At 69.4% G+C, this 16,779-nt stretch carries 14 protein-coding genes; 7 read left to right on the forward strand and 7 right to left on the reverse strand.

Annotation, left to right across the window (positions count from 1 at the left end):
- Positions 1-23: 23 nt before the first annotated feature.
- Complete coding sequence (locus MBA17_RS05340) at positions 24-1,154, reverse strand: glycosyltransferase family 28 protein (protein WP_238495139.1); 1,131 nt, start codon at positions 1,152-1,154, stop codon at positions 24-26.
- Between the two features lie 308 nt (positions 1,155-1,462).
- On the opposite strand from MBA17_RS05340, the gene MBA17_RS05345 reads away from it, so the two are divergent.
- Positions 1,463-4,573 (forward strand): AfsR/SARP family transcriptional regulator, encoded by a 3,111-nt coding sequence (locus MBA17_RS05345; protein WP_238495140.1) that lies wholly within the window; start codon positions 1,463-1,465, stop codon positions 4,571-4,573.
- 539 nt (positions 4,574-5,112) lie between these two features.
- Here the strand turns inward: MBA17_RS05345 and MBA17_RS05350 are convergent.
- Both MBA17_RS05350 and MBA17_RS05355 read right to left on the reverse strand, forming a co-directional pair.
- On the reverse strand, positions 5,113-5,457 hold the full coding sequence (locus MBA17_RS05350) for a hypothetical protein (protein ID WP_238495141.1): 345 nt from the start codon (positions 5,455-5,457) through the stop codon (positions 5,113-5,115).
- A 439-nt stretch (positions 5,458-5,896) separates the two neighbouring features.
- Positions 5,897-6,052 carry a hypothetical protein gene (locus tag MBA17_RS05355; protein ID WP_238495142.1) on the reverse strand — a complete coding sequence of 52 codons (156 nt, stop codon included), beginning with the start codon at positions 6,050-6,052 and terminating at the stop codon, positions 5,897-5,899.
- A gap of 32 nt (positions 6,053-6,084) precedes the next feature.
- On the opposite strand from MBA17_RS05355, the gene MBA17_RS05360 reads away from it, so the two are divergent.
- The 3 genes from MBA17_RS05360 (at position 6,085) to MBA17_RS05370 (ending at position 9,261) form a co-directional block, all read left to right on the forward strand.
- On the forward strand, positions 6,085-7,281 hold the full coding sequence (locus tag MBA17_RS05360; protein ID WP_238495143.1) for a cytochrome P450: 1,197 nt from the start codon (positions 6,085-6,087) through the stop codon (positions 7,279-7,281).
- 209 nt (positions 7,282-7,490) lie between these two features.
- Positions 7,491-8,270: a class I SAM-dependent DNA methyltransferase gene (locus MBA17_RS05365; protein ID WP_238495144.1), complete on the forward strand. Its 780-nt coding sequence runs from the start codon at positions 7,491-7,493 to the stop codon at positions 8,268-8,270.
- A gap of 127 nt (positions 8,271-8,397) precedes the next feature.
- Entirely contained in the window at positions 8,398-9,261 is an 864-nt protein-coding gene (locus MBA17_RS05370) for an alpha/beta fold hydrolase (protein WP_238495145.1), read from the forward strand.
- Here MBA17_RS05370 and MBA17_RS05375 read toward each other — a convergent pair.
- Both MBA17_RS05375 and MBA17_RS05380 read right to left on the reverse strand, forming a co-directional pair.
- Positions 9,258-10,571 carry a GH39 family glycosyl hydrolase gene (locus MBA17_RS05375; RefSeq protein WP_238495146.1) on the reverse strand — a complete coding sequence of 438 codons (1,314 nt, stop codon included), beginning with the start codon at positions 10,569-10,571 and terminating at the stop codon, positions 9,258-9,260. The genes MBA17_RS05370 and MBA17_RS05375 overlap by 4 nt on opposite strands.
- Positions 10,572-10,793: 222 nt before the next feature.
- Complete coding sequence (locus MBA17_RS05380) at positions 10,794-11,780, reverse strand: phosphotransferase family protein (RefSeq protein ID WP_238495147.1); 987 nt, start codon at positions 11,778-11,780, stop codon at positions 10,794-10,796.
- A gap of 275 nt (positions 11,781-12,055) precedes the next feature.
- Between MBA17_RS05380 and MBA17_RS05385 the strand changes: the two genes are divergently transcribed.
- Positions 12,056-13,138, forward strand: a complete 1,083-nt coding sequence (locus tag MBA17_RS05385; protein WP_238495148.1) for a GNAT family N-acetyltransferase — start codon at positions 12,056-12,058, stop codon at positions 13,136-13,138.
- The gene (locus MBA17_RS05390; protein WP_238495149.1) at positions 13,135-14,247 is read left to right on the forward strand and encodes a DegT/DnrJ/EryC1/StrS family aminotransferase; all 1,113 of its coding nucleotides are present in this window, start codon (positions 13,135-13,137) and stop codon (positions 14,245-14,247) included. The genes MBA17_RS05385 and MBA17_RS05390 overlap by 4 nt, the downstream gene beginning before the upstream one ends.
- A gap of 4 nt (positions 14,248-14,251) precedes the next feature.
- Here the strand turns inward: MBA17_RS05390 and pdxR are convergent, their stop codons facing one another.
- Positions 14,252-15,688, reverse strand: coding sequence for a MocR-like pyridoxine biosynthesis transcription factor PdxR (pdxR, locus tag MBA17_RS05395; RefSeq protein WP_238495150.1), 1,437 nt, complete (start codon positions 15,686-15,688; stop codon positions 14,252-14,254).
- 43 nt (positions 15,689-15,731) lie between these two features.
- Here pdxR and MBA17_RS05400 point away from each other — a divergent pair, with 43 nt between their 5' ends.
- Positions 15,732-16,379, forward strand: coding sequence for a pyridoxamine 5'-phosphate oxidase family protein (locus tag MBA17_RS05400; protein ID WP_238495151.1), 648 nt, complete (start codon positions 15,732-15,734; stop codon positions 16,377-16,379).
- 211 nt (positions 16,380-16,590) lie between these two features.
- On the opposite strand, the gene MBA17_RS05405 is transcribed toward MBA17_RS05400, so the two are convergent.
- On the reverse strand, positions 16,591-16,770 hold the full coding sequence (locus MBA17_RS05405; RefSeq protein ID WP_238495152.1) for a hypothetical protein: 180 nt from the start codon (positions 16,768-16,770) through the stop codon (positions 16,591-16,593).
- Between the last annotated feature and the right edge of the window lie 9 nt (positions 16,771-16,779).

A 16,779-nucleotide genomic window follows, 5' to 3' on the forward strand; every position in this document is an offset into this window, starting at 1 on the left:
GTTTCTACGTGACGAGGAACGTTCTACTTGACGAGGAATGGCACCGGAATCGGCGTGGCGCCCGGCACGACGGCGGGCTGACGCAGGTCGAGAAGCCGGTACATCAGTTGCCGCATGTTCCGATCGAAACGGCCCGGCACCGAGGTGACGAGCTCCGCCAGTCGCCGATGGTGGTCCGGCTGGAACTCCGCGGCGACCCTGGCCAGTTGCGCCCGCAACGGTCTACGCCGGGTGATCCTCGGCGCGAGCGCCGCTAGTTCGGCCGGCGCCGACTCGGGATCCACCTCCGCCGCGGGGAAACCGGCCAGCATGACGGGAACTCCGGTGGCCGCGCCGTAGAGGGTGGCGGAGCCGTGGTCGCCGATCACCCAGTCGGCGGCGATGAGTACGGCACGCCAGTCCGCCTCGGGCGGCAGCACGCTGAGGCCGCGCCGCTGGCAGTCGGCGAGCCAGGTACGGATCTGCCAGATGCCATGCCCGAACCAGACGTGGGGGTGGAACAACGCCACCACGCGGAACTCGTCTGCGGGCAGCTCGGCGACAAGCCGCGACAGCAGGTCGGACCGCCGCCCGAACAGTGACTGAGAACCCCACGTCGAACTCACCACGACGAGCTTCTGGTGGGATCTCACCGCGAGTGCCCGGCGATAGAGCGGGCGCCGCGCCATGTTCACGGACAGCCTGTCGAAGCACGGGTCTCCCACGACGACCGCCGCCGGCAGCGCCTCGGGGCACGAGCGGCCCAGTCTTACGAGGTCGGCCCGATGCGACAGGACGATCGCCGACGGGACGACGACGCCGTCGTGCACCAGGCGCTGAGCGTCGAGCCCGTAGGTCTCCCGGCTTCCCCTCGCTCCGGCACCGTTCTGACGTGGCACGAGCTTGTTGAACCGGGCTCCGTGTGACATGACGATCAGTGGCGCGCGAATCTCGTGCACCGCCCCCAGACTCGCCGTGATGGCCAGGTCGAAACTCTCGTGCAACGCCTGCTGCCAGGGCAGCCACACGACGCCGAGACCTTCGATGAACTTCTTCACGCCGTTGCTGAACACGTCCGGCGCGCTGGTGAACACCACCTGGATCCGAAGGTCCGACTCCATGAGCCGGACGACTTCCATCAGACGCTGTCCCGATGTGACCGTGTGCACGATCACGAGCACGAACTTGCAGTTCCCACGTGTCACCCATCGGCGCGCGTCGAGTCCGACCGGTACGCGACACCATTCATGACCTGACATTGTGATTGAATCCCCCTCGGCGCAGCTTCGCGATACTTGCGAGGCCCCCTCGCCCCTTCACGCAGCGTCCGTTCCCGACCTTGCAGCAGACCTTGCGGAGACCTTGCTGACAGAGTCAGCTCACCTCATGGCAGCCAGACCGGTACGGCCTGCGGCTGGATTTCAGTGCTTGAAGATGAAAAAATCTCAGCTTGAGAAGGCAAGTCCCTAATTAAGGGGCTCAGGTGGATTTCCGCATTCTCGGCCCTATTGAGCTGTGGGCTCAAGAACGACGTCACAACATCGGCTGGGCGAAAGAGCGTCACATCCTAGCCTCCCTGCTGCTGACCCCCGGCAAGCCGGTGTCCGCCGAGTCCCTCGTCAACCGGCTGTGGGATGACAATCCGCCGACGAACGCCCGGGACCTCCTGAACAGCCAGGTTTCCCGGCTCAGGGCGCGCCTGCACGCCATAGGGGAAGCCGCCCATTTGCGGAATCGATCCGGTGCGTATGTCCTGGAAACGGATCAGGAGAACGTCGATTACCACCGGTTCCGGCGGCTACGGGCACAGGCACGCGCAATCGGGGAAAGCGGCGATGACTATCAGGCAGTCCAGCTGCTTCGCGACGCGGCTACGCTGTGGCGCGGAGAGCCGCTGGCCGGCCTTTCCGGGTCGTGGGCCACCCGCATCCGCAAGAACCTCGAAAACGAACTGCTGACGAGCACCGTCGACCGCGCCGGACTCGAACTACGACTCGGTCACCATGCCGACCTCGTCGCGGAACTCTCGGAACTCGTCGATCGGTTCCCCTTCGACGAGAAACTGGTCGAGTTGCTCATGATGGCGCTCTACCGCGCCGGCCGCCAGGCGGATGCCCTCGAGGCCTACCGCCGGACCTGGCGGCGCCTGGACGAAGAACTGGCCACCGAGGCGAGCCGTTCCCTGCAGGAGTTGCACCAGAGCATGCTCCGTGGCGACGCCTCGCTCCAGCCCCCGTTCCGGACCGGAACCACAAGAAACGACATCCCCAAGAGCCTGCCGCGCGACAAGTTCACCTTCGCCGGCCGCGCGCGGGAAATCGATCGGCTGATCTCCGCGACGGACGCGCGGCAATCATCCGTCGCCGTGATCGCCATCGACGGCATGGCCGGCGTCGGCAAGACCACACTGGCCGTCCACCTGGCTCACCAGCTGATCGACCGGTACCCGGATGGACAGCTCTACCTCAAGTTGCACGGCTACGACGTCGAACAGCCGTCGGTCGATCCCGCCACCGCCCTGGACCGGTTACTCCGCAGCATCGGCGTCCCGGGCTCCCACATCCCGAAAGGGCTGGAGGACCGCGCGACCTTGTGGCGTACCGAGCTCTCACGGCGCAGGATGCTTCTCGTGCTCGACGACGCCACGGGCCACGAGCAGATCAGCCATCTCCTTCCCGGCGCGCCGGGTTGCCTGGTCGTGATCACCAGCAGGCGGCGCCTGGTGGGGCTGGACGACGTCGAGACGCTGACCCTCGACGTACTGCCCCCCGATGACGCCGCCGCCCTGTTCACCCGCATCATCAGCCCCCGCGGCCAGGCCCCGCCCGACGATGTCGATTCGGTCGTACGGCTGTGCGGCTACCTGCCCCTGGCGATCCAGCTCGTCGGGAGCCGGGCCCTGCATCGCCCCGCGTGGGAGGTCGCGGACATCGCGGCGGTGCTCCGGGAGGACAACCGGCGGCTGGCCGAGATCCGCGCCGGGGACCGAGAGATCACCACCGCTTTCGGGCTTTCCTTCCACGGGCTCGGCGAACGCCAGCAGCGCGCGTTCCGCGCCCTCGGACTCCATCCGGGAAGGGACTTCGCTCTCGAATGCGTCGCGGCCCTGCTCATGGAGAGCCCGGCCGCGGCCGAAGGAATTCTCGACGACCTGCTCAACCATCACCTCATCACCGAGCTGCGGCACGATCGCTACCGCTTCCATGACCTCATCGGGTCATACGCGCGCCAGCTCTCCGCCGACGAGCCTACGGCCGAACGGCAGGAGATCCTGCGCAGGATCTTCGACTACTACCTGTTCACAGCTGATCGAGCAGATCGGCTGCTGTATCCGGAACGACGGCGAATCACCGTCGTGGTGACTCCCGCGCCGCAAGTTCACCCCGTGCTCAACACCGCCGACGAGGCAAAGGACTGGGTCAGCGTCGAAATCGACACCCTGGTCCGCGTCACCCACCACGCGGCGAACCAGAACTGGCTCAGGCACGCGGCGTTGTTCGCCCATGTGCTCGGTCACCACCTCGAAAAGTGTGGCCGCTGGGAAGAAGCCGCCGATCTGCACGAACGCGCGGTCACGGCATGGCGGGAATTGGCGGACCAGGCCGGAATCGCCCGCGCCCTGTCAGACCTCGCCGAGGTGCGCTGGCGAGCCGGGAAGTTCGGGGAGGCACTCCAGCGGGCGGCCGAGGCGCTGGCCATTCAGCGGGCCGTCGGCAACCAGCACGGAATAGCCGGGCTACTCGACCAGATCGGTCTGATCCACTGGCACCGCTCCGAATTCGACTTGGCGCTGAGCCATTTTGATCGAGCACTCCAGATACGCAGGTCGATGGGAGACCGTCGAGGCGAGACCGTCATCCTCAATCACATCGCGATTATCCACTGGCATACCGGAGATTACGTCGAGGCGGCAGATCGGCTGCGTGAGGCCCTCGGCATCTCCCAGGAAATCGGCGATCGGGGTGGCCAGCAGATCGCATTGAACAACATAGGCGACGTCGAGCTCCGGTTCGGCCATCACATGACGGCGCTGAATTATTACGAGGAAGCCGCCGTGACCGGGCCGGAGATGGGGCGGCAACATCGCGCCATCTGGCTGAACAATGTCGCCAACGTTTATCGGGCCACCGGCCGGTACACGGAGGCGCTCGAACACTACCGGACGGCCCTGAACACCTATCGGGAAATCGGTGACCGGCGTTGCGAAGCCGACGTTCTCAACAACATCGGCTGTTGTTACGCACAGATGGGAGACGGCGACGCGGCCCTCATCCATCACCAGCGCGCCCTGCACATCGCACGCGACCTCTCCGAGAGATACGAGGAGTGCCGGGCACTGCGGCACATCGGCGACGCCCACCAGCGGGCCGGCCGCCACGACAAGGCGCTCGACCGCTACCGGCAGGCGCTTGACCTCGCCCGCGACATCGGCGACATCGACCAGCAGGCACTGACCCTGGACCAGATGGGGACGTCGACGCTGCACGCCCGCGGCCGGCCTCAGGCCGAGGAGTGCTGGCGAGCAGCCCTCACCCTGTACGAACGCCTCGGCGTCCCCGAAGCCGACACGGTGCGATCCCGGCTGGCGCGCTGACGGTCACGAGTGCGCGTCCGCGCGGGCGGCACCGGCCCGCGCGACGCGCATTCGTGAGTCGGCCCCCGGGTGACACGGTCGCGCCTCTCCGGAGCCCTGCGGCGGCGAAAGGCCTCGCAGCACTCGACCCGGTGAATCATGAGCAACCCTCAAAGGACAACGCATCATATGTCCCCATCTGATCGCCATGTACGGCATATCCGGATATATGACCAATCGTCAAGCCAGAATGTCTGGCAATTCGCTCCGCATTACACGATTGCATCCGGTAATGTCTGTCCCGCCGAACGTCGGCCATGACATGACCATGTCTTGTGGGCACGCGCCCAGTCCCCGAAGAAAGGAGAGTCGTGCACAGGTTCCAAACGGTTAAACTTATGCTACTCGCCGGCATGTTCATGACCGGAATCACGGTCATGGAGCAGCTCTCGAGATTGCCGGTAGGGTCTCTTTCCTGACCCGATATGCTTCAAAGCACCATGTGTGGGGGGAGCGGAGTCCGCTTCCCCCACATCACTCGCACGAAATGACGGCATCGCTCAGTTGATGGTGAGCCCGCCGTGCACGTCGCGGAGCTGGATGGACTTCTCGGCCCGGCCCTGGAAGATGTTGACGACCCCGTCGCCCTCCGCCGAGGCGTCGAGCCGGGCTCGGCCCCAGAGCGCCTGAACCTCGTCGCGGAACGCGGGATCCTCGGCCATGCTCCGCCGCAGCGCTTCCCTGAGTTCGGCGAGTCGTTCGGCGGAACCGGGCTCCCCGGCTGCGGCGCCCAGGATCGCCTCATCGGCCGGACGTCCGCGAAACTTCTCCCTGACCTTCCGTACGAGCCCGGCGACCGCTTCCTTGGCGGGTTCGCCGGCGACTTCGACAGCTTTCCCTGCCATAGCGGTGGCAATGGCCATGGTCATCGGATCCATCGTCGGCGCCCTCTCCTGTGGAGAACTGATGAACGGTGTCCACTCACCAGTCCACCACGCCCGGCCCCTGATCCTCCACCACTCTTTCGACGCCGAGGTCTTTCGACGCCGAGGCTGAATGCGATCCGGGCGGCGTGGTCAGCCTCGAATGACGCGTGGGCGGTCGAAGGAGGTGAACGCCCGGCCGGACAACGGAGGCAACCGAGAAAGGGCTTGGATTGGGAAAGGTCGGCGTCAGCGAGGCGCTGCTCAGCGAGCTGCGTCTCAAGGCCTACCGGCATACGTGCCATGCCCGCGCCCCAACAGAGGCGGAACATATACGGTCAGCAATCCCATTGGACCGAAACGTGTTCATTGCCGAACTTCCACCAATTCTGTTAAATTGAGTCCGGATACTCCTCACTGTTCACTTAACAACCAGCACAATTCCCGGTTTGGTGTCGTCCTTGCCACCGTTACCGCGCACCGGCAGGCCTGAAAGAACAGTCGCCTGCCCGGAGAGGCGGCGGGCGACGCAGCTCTCCTGGCGGAGGCGCGCGAACGGCACCACCTGCGCGTACACCCGAGATCACGGATGGCATAGGGCAGGTGGGAATGACGACGGTTGGAGAACCGGATCGGGCCGCTTCCGGCGGGAGGCGGCCGTGGGCGAGGGCGCCCGGTGGGGCGGCGCGGTGGTACCGCCGGGACCCGCTGGGGTTCGTCGAGCACGCCGCCCGCGAGCGGGGCCCGGTGTTCCGGCTGCCCGACGACGAGTCGCTGTGCGTGGCCGACCCGGCGGAGGCCCTGCGGGTGCTGCAGGACGAGGAGGGTCACTACGACGAAGTGTCCGACTTCTTTCACGTCCGCGGCGGGCGGCTGGGACCGCGGGAGACACAGGTCGCGATCGGGCGGGCGGCCCGCGCGACGTTACGCACCCACCTGGCCGCCCACCGCGAGCGGCTGCCCGCCATCGTGGCGGAACTGGGGGAGGTCAGCGAGTGGCCCTCGGCCGGGCGCGCCGCCGCCCACCGGTTCCTGGCCGGGGCGCTGCTGCGCCCGGACAGCCCGCCACCCCTGCGGGAGTTGATGGCGCAGGTGATGCAGCACGATGTCCTGATCCGCCCCAACGGCCGGCTGGCGCGCGTGACGCGGCGGGCGCTGTGGGCGCGCGTGGTGCGGGCGCTCGCCGGCGAGGTGCTCGCCCGGCGGGCCGGCTCGCGGCCCGGCCGACCCGACCTGCTGGACGCCATACTCGAGGCCACCCCGCCCGACACGCCTGCCACGCAGCTCGCCCAGGTCTACCTGCTGCTGTTCCGAACCTCGGTGGCGCCGGTAGGCCACGTGGTCGCCTGGACGCTGCTGGCGGCCGCGACCCACGGCGTTGACCTGGCGGCCGTGCCCGCGGAGTCGGCTGTACGGGAGTCGCTGCGGCTGTGGCCGGTGGCGTGGCTGCTGGGCCGCCCCGTCCGCCGCGCCCACCAGGTCGGCGGCGTACGGCTGGAGCCGGGGGAAAGTGTGTCGGTTTGCGCCTATCTGCTGCACCGCGACGAGCGGCACTGGCCGGAGGCCACCCGGTTCCGGCCCGACAGGTGGGACGGCCCCGGCCCTCGGGGGCCCTACCTGCCCTTCGGCGGCGGCCCGTTCACCTGCGCCGGAGCCGTCGTCGCCCGGACCCTGGCCGCCGACCTGGTCGCAGCCGTGACGGTCGGCGCCCGTCTGGAGGTGCGCGGCGGTCGCGGACGACCCCACGTCGCGGGCATCATCACCCCTCCCCCGTTCCAGCTGCGCCGGACCCCGTGCCAGGCCTGACCACCAGCGATCGTCAGGAAAGGAGGTGAGCACCATGAGGAAGTTACTGCGCCGGGTCACCGGCCGCCGGATCAACCGGCAGGCATGGTTCATCTGGTAGTCCGTCTCCCGTCGGCCGTGCCGGGCCCCGCGGCCCGGTACGGCTCCCGACGTGGCGCGCGGCCGACGGGACACCTGCGAGACGGGACACCTGCGAACAGGAGGCGCGCATGTCGCATGTGGATGAGACGCTGGCCGTGTACGAGAACATCGCGGCTCGATACGACGAGCTGAACTCGCAGATGGACACCGCCAAGCTGGTCGACCGCTTCGTGGACGCGGCGGATCGGTACGGGTCGGGCGGGCGACGGCTGCTGGACGCCGGGTGCGGGACCGGCCGCAGCAGCGCGTCCTTTCGCGAGCGCGGGTTCGAGGTGACCGGCTACGACCTCTCCCCGGCGATGGTGGCGATGGCCCGGCGCCGGCCCGGGGGCGAGGAGATCAGGTTCCTGGTGGGGCGGCTGCAGGAGCCCCCGCCCGAGCTGACCGGCTTCGACGTTGTCGCCTGCGTCGATGTGCCGATGGCGTACCTGACCGACACAGAGCAGTTGCGGCGGTCGCTGGCGGCCGCGCGCGACCAGCTCACCGAGGACGGAGTGCTGGTCTTCGACATGAACACCATCGGCTACTACCGGCGCATGTTCGGCGTCCCCACGGTCGCCGACCGGGGGGACCGGTATGTGGCCTGGTTCGCGGTGTCCCCGCGGATCGAGGCCGACGCGGTGGTGGTCACTCAGTTCGACCTGTTCGAGCGGAACGGCACGGGCTGGGAGAGGGTGTCGATGCGGCACGTGCAACGGCACCACTCCGACCGGACGGTGCGCCGGGTGGCAGGGGAGGCCGGACTGCGTGTCGTGGCCGCCCACGGGCTGGTGGGGACGTCGGCACGGGAGCCGGCCGACGAGGACGACCACGACCGGATCCTGTACGTCGCCCGCCGGGCCGACTGAGTGGGTGCGTTTGTCGGGGAAGGGCAGCGGGCCGGGCCGTACGGACCAGAAAAGGTTGCATCAAGATGTCGCTGACGTGGGTTAACGGCTTGTACGGCGAGCCCCGGGCTGCCTACGCTCATCAATCATGAGGGAACCGGAACACCTCGGCACGACCAGGCTGCTGGACGGACGCGTGCTGGGCTGGGCGCAGTGGGGGCCGCGCGACGGGGTTCCGGTGCTGTTCTTCTCGGGGGCCGCGATGGGCCGGAGCCTGGGTTTCGGCGCCGACGCCGTCGACCGGCACGGCGTGCGCCTGATCGCGGTGGACCGGCCCGGCCTCGGCGCCTCCGATCCCGCCCCGGACCGGACCCTCACGAGCTGGACCGCCGACGTCAGGGAGCTGGCGTCCGCTCTGGAGCTGCCCCCGTTCGCGATCGTGGGCCTCTCCCACGGGGCGCCGTTCGCGCTGGCGTGCGCGGCGGCGGGGATCGCCAATGCGGTGGCGGTGGTGTCGGGGACCGACGATCTCCACAATCCGGCCTTCACCGATCTGCTCGACGCGCACGTCGCCAAGATGATCCAGGCGGCGGCGAACGATCCGGCGGGCTTCGAGGAGTCGTTCGCGGCGACGGCCGGCGCCGACATGATGTGGCGGCTGACCACGGGGATGAGCTCCGACGTCGACCTGGCCGTCTACACCGCCCCCGCCTTCGCCGCCGTCTACCGGCAGGCGCTCGACGAGGGTTTCGCCCAGGGCGCCGCGGGTTACGCCCGCGATCTCGTCCTGGCCTTCGGCCGCTGGCCGTTCGACCCGGCCGGCATCAAGGTCCCCGTCGACCTCTGGTACGGCGGGCAGGACACCAGCACCGTCCACTCACCCGACCTGGGCGCGACCCTCGCCCTGCGGATTCCCACGGCCCGGCGGCACCTGCTGCCCGACGCCGGCGGTTCGCTGCTGTGGACGCACGCCGATGAGATCCTGGAATCGCTGCTCGCCAGGACCGGTTAGGCCGCGCCGCGGTCGCTCCACCTGACCTCGTAGGGCTTGAGCGTGAACTCCTGTTCGTCCACCGTCACCGTGACCTCGGCGTCGGCGGTGTTCACCAGCACCATCTGCCGGGCCTGCGCGAGGACCCGGACCCGCTTGTCGGAGGGGGTCACGGTGGTGAGCTCGGCGTGCGCGGGGAACCACTTGGTGAACCCCTTGAGGACCCCGGCCATCGGCATCTCGGAGCCCTTGCCCGGCCGCCACAGGCACCCGGGGCACGGGATGTCGCCCCGGCCGGCCTCTCGCTGGGGGTTCCAGTAGAGAGCGGTGGTCACGCCGCTGACGGCGAACTCGATCAGGGCCGCGGTCTGCACCGCCGTACGCCTGGCCTCGGTCCAGTCGAGACCCTCGGGCTCGACGTACCACTCGGCCCACCACACCGGCATGTTGCCGCTCTCCCGGCGGAGCCAGGTGGTGATCGCGCTGAACTTGCCGAGCGCGCCGAACTCGTCGGGGATCAGGCCGCGGTCCTTGGTCGCCGCGGAGCCGTCGACGACGATGTAGTCGGCGCCCTTCTTGTTGGCGATCCAGTAGCGGATCGCGTCGAGGGCGCGCTGGTCGACTTTGCCCCAGGGGCCGGACAACTCGGTCCGCTCGCCCTCGGCGTGGCTGTCGATCGGCAGGTACGGCCCGCCGATCTTGATGTCCTCGTCGACGGCCTTGAGCGCGTCGTACACCTTGTTGTACAGCTCGGTGTACAACGCGGCGTCCCACTCGTTGCGCGTGTCGTTCCAGAAGCCCTTGAACTCGTTCCACACCATGAAGTGCTTGATCGTGGGGTAGCGCCTGGCGACGGTGGCCGCGAGCTTGGCGTAGTCGTCGAAGTGCTCGCGCTCCGGGGCGACCTCGATCTGATCCCAGTCCGTACGGCCCGCGTCGCCGCCCTTCATCCAGTCGGGCGAGCAGCACAGGGTGATCACCGGGATCGACTGGGACTTGGCCATGAACTTGACCCGGCGGTCGAGGCTGCGGAAGTCGTACCTGCCGGGGGCGGGCTCGGGATTGTCGGCTCCCCAGCCCATGATGTGCTGGTTCTGGATCAGCGGCTCGCGGTCGAGGATGTGCGCGGCGGCGGCGACGATCACCTCGTCGTGCTCGTTGTCGGCGCTGAACTGGGTGTGGGTGACCCCCCAGCGAGGCCAGTCCTCGGTGACGGGCGGGGTCTCCAGCGTGGGCGCGGGCTGTGCGGGCGGGATCGTCGCGGCCTGTCCGGCCGGGGTCCGCTCGCGGGCGGCGTAGGCGAGGATGCCCGCGATGAGCGCCAGGGTCACGATTCCGGCTCCGATGGCGACCGGCCAGCGGGACCGCCTCTGTGCGTGCCGTCCGTTGCTCGGAATCACCGGTCGCTCACCCTTTGTGGTAAATCGCGGACGTCCGTTCCCTGACGAACCGACCGTGCGCGTGGTCATCAGCCGAAGCCGGCGCGCGTATACCCATGCGCGTCGGCTCTACACCGATTACCGTACCTACTTCTGACCGCGGATCGCTTCCGATCAGTGCCCTTCCAGGACCCGGTGCGCCCGCTCGACCAGAGTCGGCACCGAGGCGCCGATGTTCTCGAATCCCTCGCCGACGGTCTTGCCCTGCTGGTAGCGCGCGTGGATGCCCTCGATGATGACGGCGAGCTTGAAGTTGCCGAAGGCCAGGTAGAAGTCCAGGTCGCCGAGATCGGTGCCGGCGGCCTCGGCGTAGGCGGCGGCGAACTCGCGGGAGTCCAGGAAGCCGGGAGTGAGCGTCGCGTCCCCGGCGACCGCGACCGAGCCCGGCTGGGCGGGGTCGCGCCAGTAGGTCAGGCTGACGCCCAGGTCGGCCATCGGGTCGCCGAGCGTGGACATCTCCCAGTCGACCACGGCCCTGATCTCCGGCGTGCCGTCCGGGGTGACGCCGACGAGCGTGTTGTCGAGGCGGTAGTCGCCGTGCACCAGCGTGGCGGCGGAGTGCGCGGGGAGCCGTTCCGTCAGCCGCTTCACCAGCCTGTCGTACGCGGGCAGTTCGCGGGTCGTCGACCGTTCCCACTGCTGGTTCCAGCGCCTGAGCTGCCTGGCCAGGTAGCCGTCCGGACGGCCGAAGTCGGCGAGACCGACCGCCTGGTAGTCGACGGCGTGGATGGCGGCGAGGATCTCGGCCAGCCGTACCGCCAGCCGCCTGGCCTCCTCGGGACCGAACGGGGCGAGCTCGTCCGCGGACCGGATCGCGGATCCCTCGACGTGGCCCATCAGGTAGAAGGGCGCCCCGATCACGTCCTCGTCGGCGCAGAAGGCGACGGGATCGGGGACCGGCACGGGGGTGTCGGCGAGGGCGGCGATGACCCGCCACTCGCGGCCCATGTCGTGCGCCGTGGGAAGCACGTGGCCGAGCGGGGGCCGCCGCAGCACCAGCCTGCGCCCTTCGGTCTCGATGACGTAGGTGAGATTGGATCTGCCTCCGGAGATCAGGGAGACCTCGGTGGGCGCCCCGGCATCCGGAACGTTGGCTGCCATCCAACGGACAAGCTGAGGCCACTCGATTCCAGGCGTGCTCATGGCCATTATTAGAACGTGACTCGGGTACTCGGCGCCACCCGGGGTACGTCGCCGGAACCCGGGGAGAGACGCGCTTTGGGGCGCGGAGAGTGGAAATTTGGTACCTTGATCGAGCTTCCCGGTTCCATCTGCTCTCTACGGCAGCATCATCCGCCGGCGTCCACGCTGGGCGACGAAGGGTTTCAGGTGGCGGGGCCGACACCTGAACCCCCGCAAACCCCCAGTAGGAGTTCATGCGCGTCTCAGTCGTACATCCCCGAGAACTAGGTGATCCGGAGATCTCTGCCTGGAGGGCCCTCCAGGAGGATGATCCCGCCGTCGACAACCCGTTCCTGTCGCCCGAGTTCACCCTCGCGGTGGGCGAACTGCGCGACTATGTGCGGGTCGCCGTGCTGAGCGACGGACCCGACCTCGTGGGATTCTTCCCCTTCGAGCGTCATCCGCTCGGCACCGGCAAACCGGTGGGCGCGGGGCTCACCGACGCCCAGGGACTGGTCCGCGCCAAGGGCCTCGACCTCGATCCGCGAAGGCTGATCAAACAGTGCGGGCTCGGCGTGTTCGAGTTCGACCATCTGATGGCCGGTCAGCCCCTGCTCTCGGACCGGGACAGCCGCCATCCCTCGCCGATCATCGACCTGCGCGACGGCTTCGACTCCTACATCGCCACGGTCAAGGAGAACTCCGGCAAGACGTACAAGTCGACGGTCGCCAAGAGCCGCAAGCTCCAGCGTGACGCCGGCGCCATCCGGCACGACTACGCGACCAAGGAGCAGGACGCGCTGCGGACCCTGCTCGGCTGGAAGACCGACCAGTACCGCCGCACCGGCCGCACCGACAGGTTCGCCAGGCCGTGGATCGTCCAGCTCGTCGAACGGCTCCTCGACACCGACAACGAGCACTTCGCCGGTGTGCTGGACATGATCTACGTCGACGGCCGCCCGGTGGCCGGCCACTTCGGCCTGCGCACCCGGAACACGCTCGTCGGCTGGTTCCCCGCCTACGACACGACGTTCGCCAAGTACTCCCCCGGGCTGATCCACCACCTCGCCCTGACGGAACGCGCCGCCGAGGCGGGCATCCAGGTCTTCGACCTGGGCCGGGGCGAGAAGGAGTACAAGGAGAAACTGAAGAACGGCGAGTACTTCGTGGCGGAGGGCCGCGTCGCCAGGCGCAGCGTGGGCGCCGGGGCCCACTGGATACTCCAGGTCCCGGTCCGCAAGGTCAGGAACACCGTGCTCGCCAGCCCGTTACTGCGCACCACGGCCGACCGCGCCCTGAAGACGTACGGCCGGCTGCGCACCGCACTCCAATCGTGAACGGCCTCCAACGGCGCTGCCTGGCACTCCCGTCGAACCGCCTCGGCCTCTACCTGGCGCTGCGCCACTGGTGCACGCCGGGTCAGCGGGTGCTGATGTCGTCGGTCTCCGCCGACGAGATCCTGTTCCTGGTGCTCGCCGCCGGGCTGCGGCCGGTCATCGCGCCGCTCTCGCCACGTGACGGCAACATCGACGTCCGGGCCGCCGACCTGGACGGGGTCGACGCGGTCCTGACCACCAACCTGTACGGCCTGCCCGACGACGTGGCCGCGCTCGCCGGTGACAGGATCCTGATCGAGGACGTCGCGCACGCGATGGAGACCACCGTGAACGGCCGGCGGATCGGCACCTTCGGCCACGCCGGGGTGTTCAGCCTCTCCAAGCACGCCGGCGCGGGCTCGGGCGGCGTGCTGGCCGTCGAGGACGAGGCCGACTACCGGGCGCTGGAACGCGAACGCGACCTGCTGCTGAAGCCCGGCGTGCTGCGCAAGGAGATCGTCTCCGTGCTGACCTCGATGGCCAGGCAGGCGGCCCTCCGCCTCGATCTCGTACGGCCGGCGCTGAAGCTGGCGCGGGCCTTCGGGATGCAGGAGGAACGCGAGGGCTACCGGATCGCGTTGCGGGCGGACGAGTTGTCCCTCGCCATGAAGACGGTCCCCGGGCTCCCCCCGTTCGACCCCTGGGTCAGGGCCGACCTGCACGGCTACCGCACCCGCCGGGGCCCGCTCGCGCAGTGGTACCAGCGGCGGCGGGTGGCCAGACTGCCCAGGGAACGGGATCGCCGGGTGGCCGGAGTGGACCGGCTGGCCGATCTGCCGGTCGTGGCGCCCGCCGTACGGGAGTTGAGGGACCAGCCGTTGTTCCGGGTTCCGCTGCTGGTCACCGACCGGGACGCGGCCATCGCGGCGCTGGAGCGGGACGGCGTCGCCACCGGGTACCTCTACGACCCGCCGTACGACGACTACGCCCCCGCCTTCATCGAGCCCTCACCCGCGCCGGAGGCCGCCCGCTGGTGGGCCAGGCACGTCCTTCCGGTGGATCCCCTGTACGCCCACCGCGCCCTCCCGGTGATCAGCTCGCTCCGGCCTGCGCCGCCCGTGACGGGCTGACCGCTCAACGGTCCGCGAGCAGTTTCGCCACCACTTCGCAGCCCTTCCTGACCTCGTTCACGGTCGCGGAGCCGTACCCCAGCACGAGGCCGTGGACCCGCAACGGGCCGTGGTGGTGCCGCTCGGTCGAGTCCAGCATGACGCCGCGCTCCCACGCGGCGGCGACCAGCGGCCGGACGGCCGCGGCCGGCAGCTCCACCAGGACGTGCAGCCCCGCCGTGTCGCCGCGCACCCGGTCGCCGAGGATGTCCACGATGACCGCCCGCCGCCGGGCGTACTCCAGCCGCATCCGGCGCAGGTGCCGGGCGAGGTCGCCACGCTCCAGCAGCACCGCCACGGCCGCCTGCACCGGCCCGGGCGTCTTGTCCGCCAGCCGTTTCCTGGTGGCCGCGAGCCCGTCGAGCAGCTCGGGCGCGGCGAGCACCCACCCGACGCCCACATCGGGCGCCAGCGACTTCGACAGCGTCCCGAGCAGCACGACGCCGGCCGGATCCAGCCCGTAGAGAGCGGGCAACGGGGTGACGTCGTAGCGGAACTCGGCGTCGTAGTCGTCCTCGATCACGATCGCCCCGGTACGGCGCGCCCAGGCGAGCAGCCGTTCCCTGCGGGAGATCGGCAACCTGCCGCCGACCGGATACTGGTGGGCCGGCGTCGTGTACAGCAGCACGAGGTCGTCGGGCAGTTCCTCGACGATCACGCCGTCCGCGTCCACCGGGCAGGGCACGATCTCCGCTCCTCGCGCGGCGAAGATATGCCGGGCCGTCCGATATCCCGGCTCCTCCACCCCCACCCGGTCCCCCGGCCGCAGCAACGTCGCCGCCACCAGGTCCAGCCCGTTGCCGGTGCCGCTGGTGACCATCACATCGCCCATGGCCGCCGGGACCGCCCGCGTCCGCCGCAGATGCGCCGCCAGCGCCTCCCTGAGCCGCGGCATCCCGTACGGATCGGGCCGGTCCGTCGGCGCCACCTCCCCCGCCAGCCGCCAGGCCCGCCGCCAGGCCACCTCGTCGTACCCCTTGACCCAGGGCGCGCCCGGCCGCAGATCCACCATTTCGCCGGCGCTCGCGCCGAGCGGCGCGGGCCGCTCGGCGCTCAGCGGCCTGCGGCGCGGAGACCGAGGGGCGGGGGCGGCGTGGGCGTAGTCGGGGAGATCGGCGACGCGGGTTCCCGAACCGTGCCGGCCTTCGAGCCAGCCCTCGGCGTAGAGCTGCTGGAACGCCTCGGTGACGACGGTACGGCTGACGGAGAGCTGGCGGGCCAGGGCTCGGGTGGAGGGCAGGCGCTCGCCCACGGAGAGCACGCCCGCGCGCATGGTCTCCCGCAACTGGCCGGCGAGCTGGCTGGTGAGGGACGCGGCGGCCGCCCGGTCGAGCACGATCGGCAGTTCGGGAACGTTCCGCCCGACCGGACGCGGCGAAGTGGTCTCCGAAGAATGGCCCATAGTGGATGTATTATCCCAGACCACCTCAGGGCAGCCTGGAACCATGTCAGCAACGCTCTCGCCCACGCCCCGGACCACCCTCAACCGCGCGAAGGAACGGGCCAGGACCGAACGCGAGGACCTGTACGGCGTGCTGGACGCCGGACTCGTCTGCCACCTCGGCGTCCTCGTGGACGGCGCGCCGATGGTGGTCCCGACCGGCTACGGCAGGCTCGGCGACACCCTCTACCTGCACGGCTCCACCGGCGCGCGGTCACTCAGGAGCGCGCACGGCACCCAGGTGTGCGTCACCGTCACCCACCTGGACGGCATCGTGCTGGCGCGGTCGATCTTCCACCACTCGGTCAACTACCGCTCCGCCGTCGTCTACGGCACCGCCGCCGTCGTCGAGGACCCCGACGAGCGCCTCACCGCCCTGCGGGCCCTGTCCGAGCAGCTGGCCCCCGGCCAGTGGGACACGGTCCGCCAGCCGACCGCCAAGGAACTGGCCGCGACCGTCGTCCTCTCCCTGCCCCTCTCCGAGGCGTCCGTCAAGATCCGCCAGGGCCCGCCCAAGGACGACGAAGCGGACTACGCGCTCCCCCACTGGGCAGGCGTGCTCCCGCTCACGACCGTCTGGGGCCCGCCGCAGCCCGACCCGGCCCTCCCCCCGGGCCGCCCCGCCCCCGCCCACATCACCGACCGCGCATGACCCACGGCCCCGGCGACCGTACGGCAGGCGGCCTCCCGGCCGCCCGCCGACCACGGCGGTCCTCGCCGGGCCAACGCCCGATTACCGGGCCGACAAGGTCGTGATCCGTTCGCTCGCCGAGTTCTGTCTCGTCCTCGACACCGTCCTGGCCGTGGCGATCGTGATCGTGACCGCACAAGCCTGAGTCTCCGGGCGCCTCGAACCTTGTGGATCAATTGCCGGCACCGCCCGGCGCGGATGTGAAGATCAGCTTTCCATGCCGGTAAAAGACCTGGTCACCTGCGCCGCCGAGGGCTTCGCCGTACGAAAGTCGGGATCTTCGAGCCGCCTTTCTCTCACCGGCGGCAAGTGGTGCATTCAATTCGATCACAAAACGCCACATGAACCACATCCATCCCAA

This window comes from Dolomitihabitans soli (assembly GCF_022213955.1).
GTDB classification, from domain to species: domain Bacteria; phylum Actinomycetota; class Actinomycetes; order Streptosporangiales; family Streptosporangiaceae; genus Streptosporangium_A; species Streptosporangium_A soli.

What these genes read in the sequence shown, in the direction of transcription:
- MBA17_RS05350 (WP_238495141.1), bottom strand. Translation starts at nt 5,457, where the DNA reads ATGGCAGGGAAAGCTGTCGAAGTCGCCGGCGAACCCGCCAAGGAAGCG.
- MBA17_RS05360 (WP_238495143.1), top strand. Translation starts at nt 6,085, where the DNA reads ATGACGACGGTTGGAGAACCGGATCGGGCCGCTTCCGGCGGGAGGCGG.
- MBA17_RS05365 (WP_238495144.1), top strand. Translation starts at nt 7,491, where the DNA reads ATGTCGCATGTGGATGAGACGCTGGCCGTGTACGAGAACATCGCGGCT.
- MBA17_RS05370 (WP_238495145.1), top strand. Translation starts at nt 8,398, where the DNA reads ATGAGGGAACCGGAACACCTCGGCACGACCAGGCTGCTGGACGGACGC.
- MBA17_RS05380 (WP_238495147.1), bottom strand. Translation starts at nt 11,780, where the DNA reads ATGGCAGCCAACGTTCCGGATGCCGGGGCGCCCACCGAGGTCTCCCTG.
- MBA17_RS05385 (WP_238495148.1), top strand. Translation starts at nt 12,056, where the DNA reads ATGCGCGTCTCAGTCGTACATCCCCGAGAACTAGGTGATCCGGAGATC.
- pdxR (WP_238495150.1), bottom strand. Translation starts at nt 15,688, where the DNA reads ATGGGCCATTCTTCGGAGACCACTTCGCCGCGTCCGGTCGGGCGGAAC.
- MBA17_RS05400 (WP_238495151.1), top strand. Translation starts at nt 15,732, where the DNA reads ATGTCAGCAACGCTCTCGCCCACGCCCCGGACCACCCTCAACCGCGCG.
- MBA17_RS05405 (WP_238495152.1), bottom strand. Translation starts at nt 16,770, where the DNA reads ATGTGGTTCATGTGGCGTTTTGTGATCGAATTGAATGCACCACTTGCC.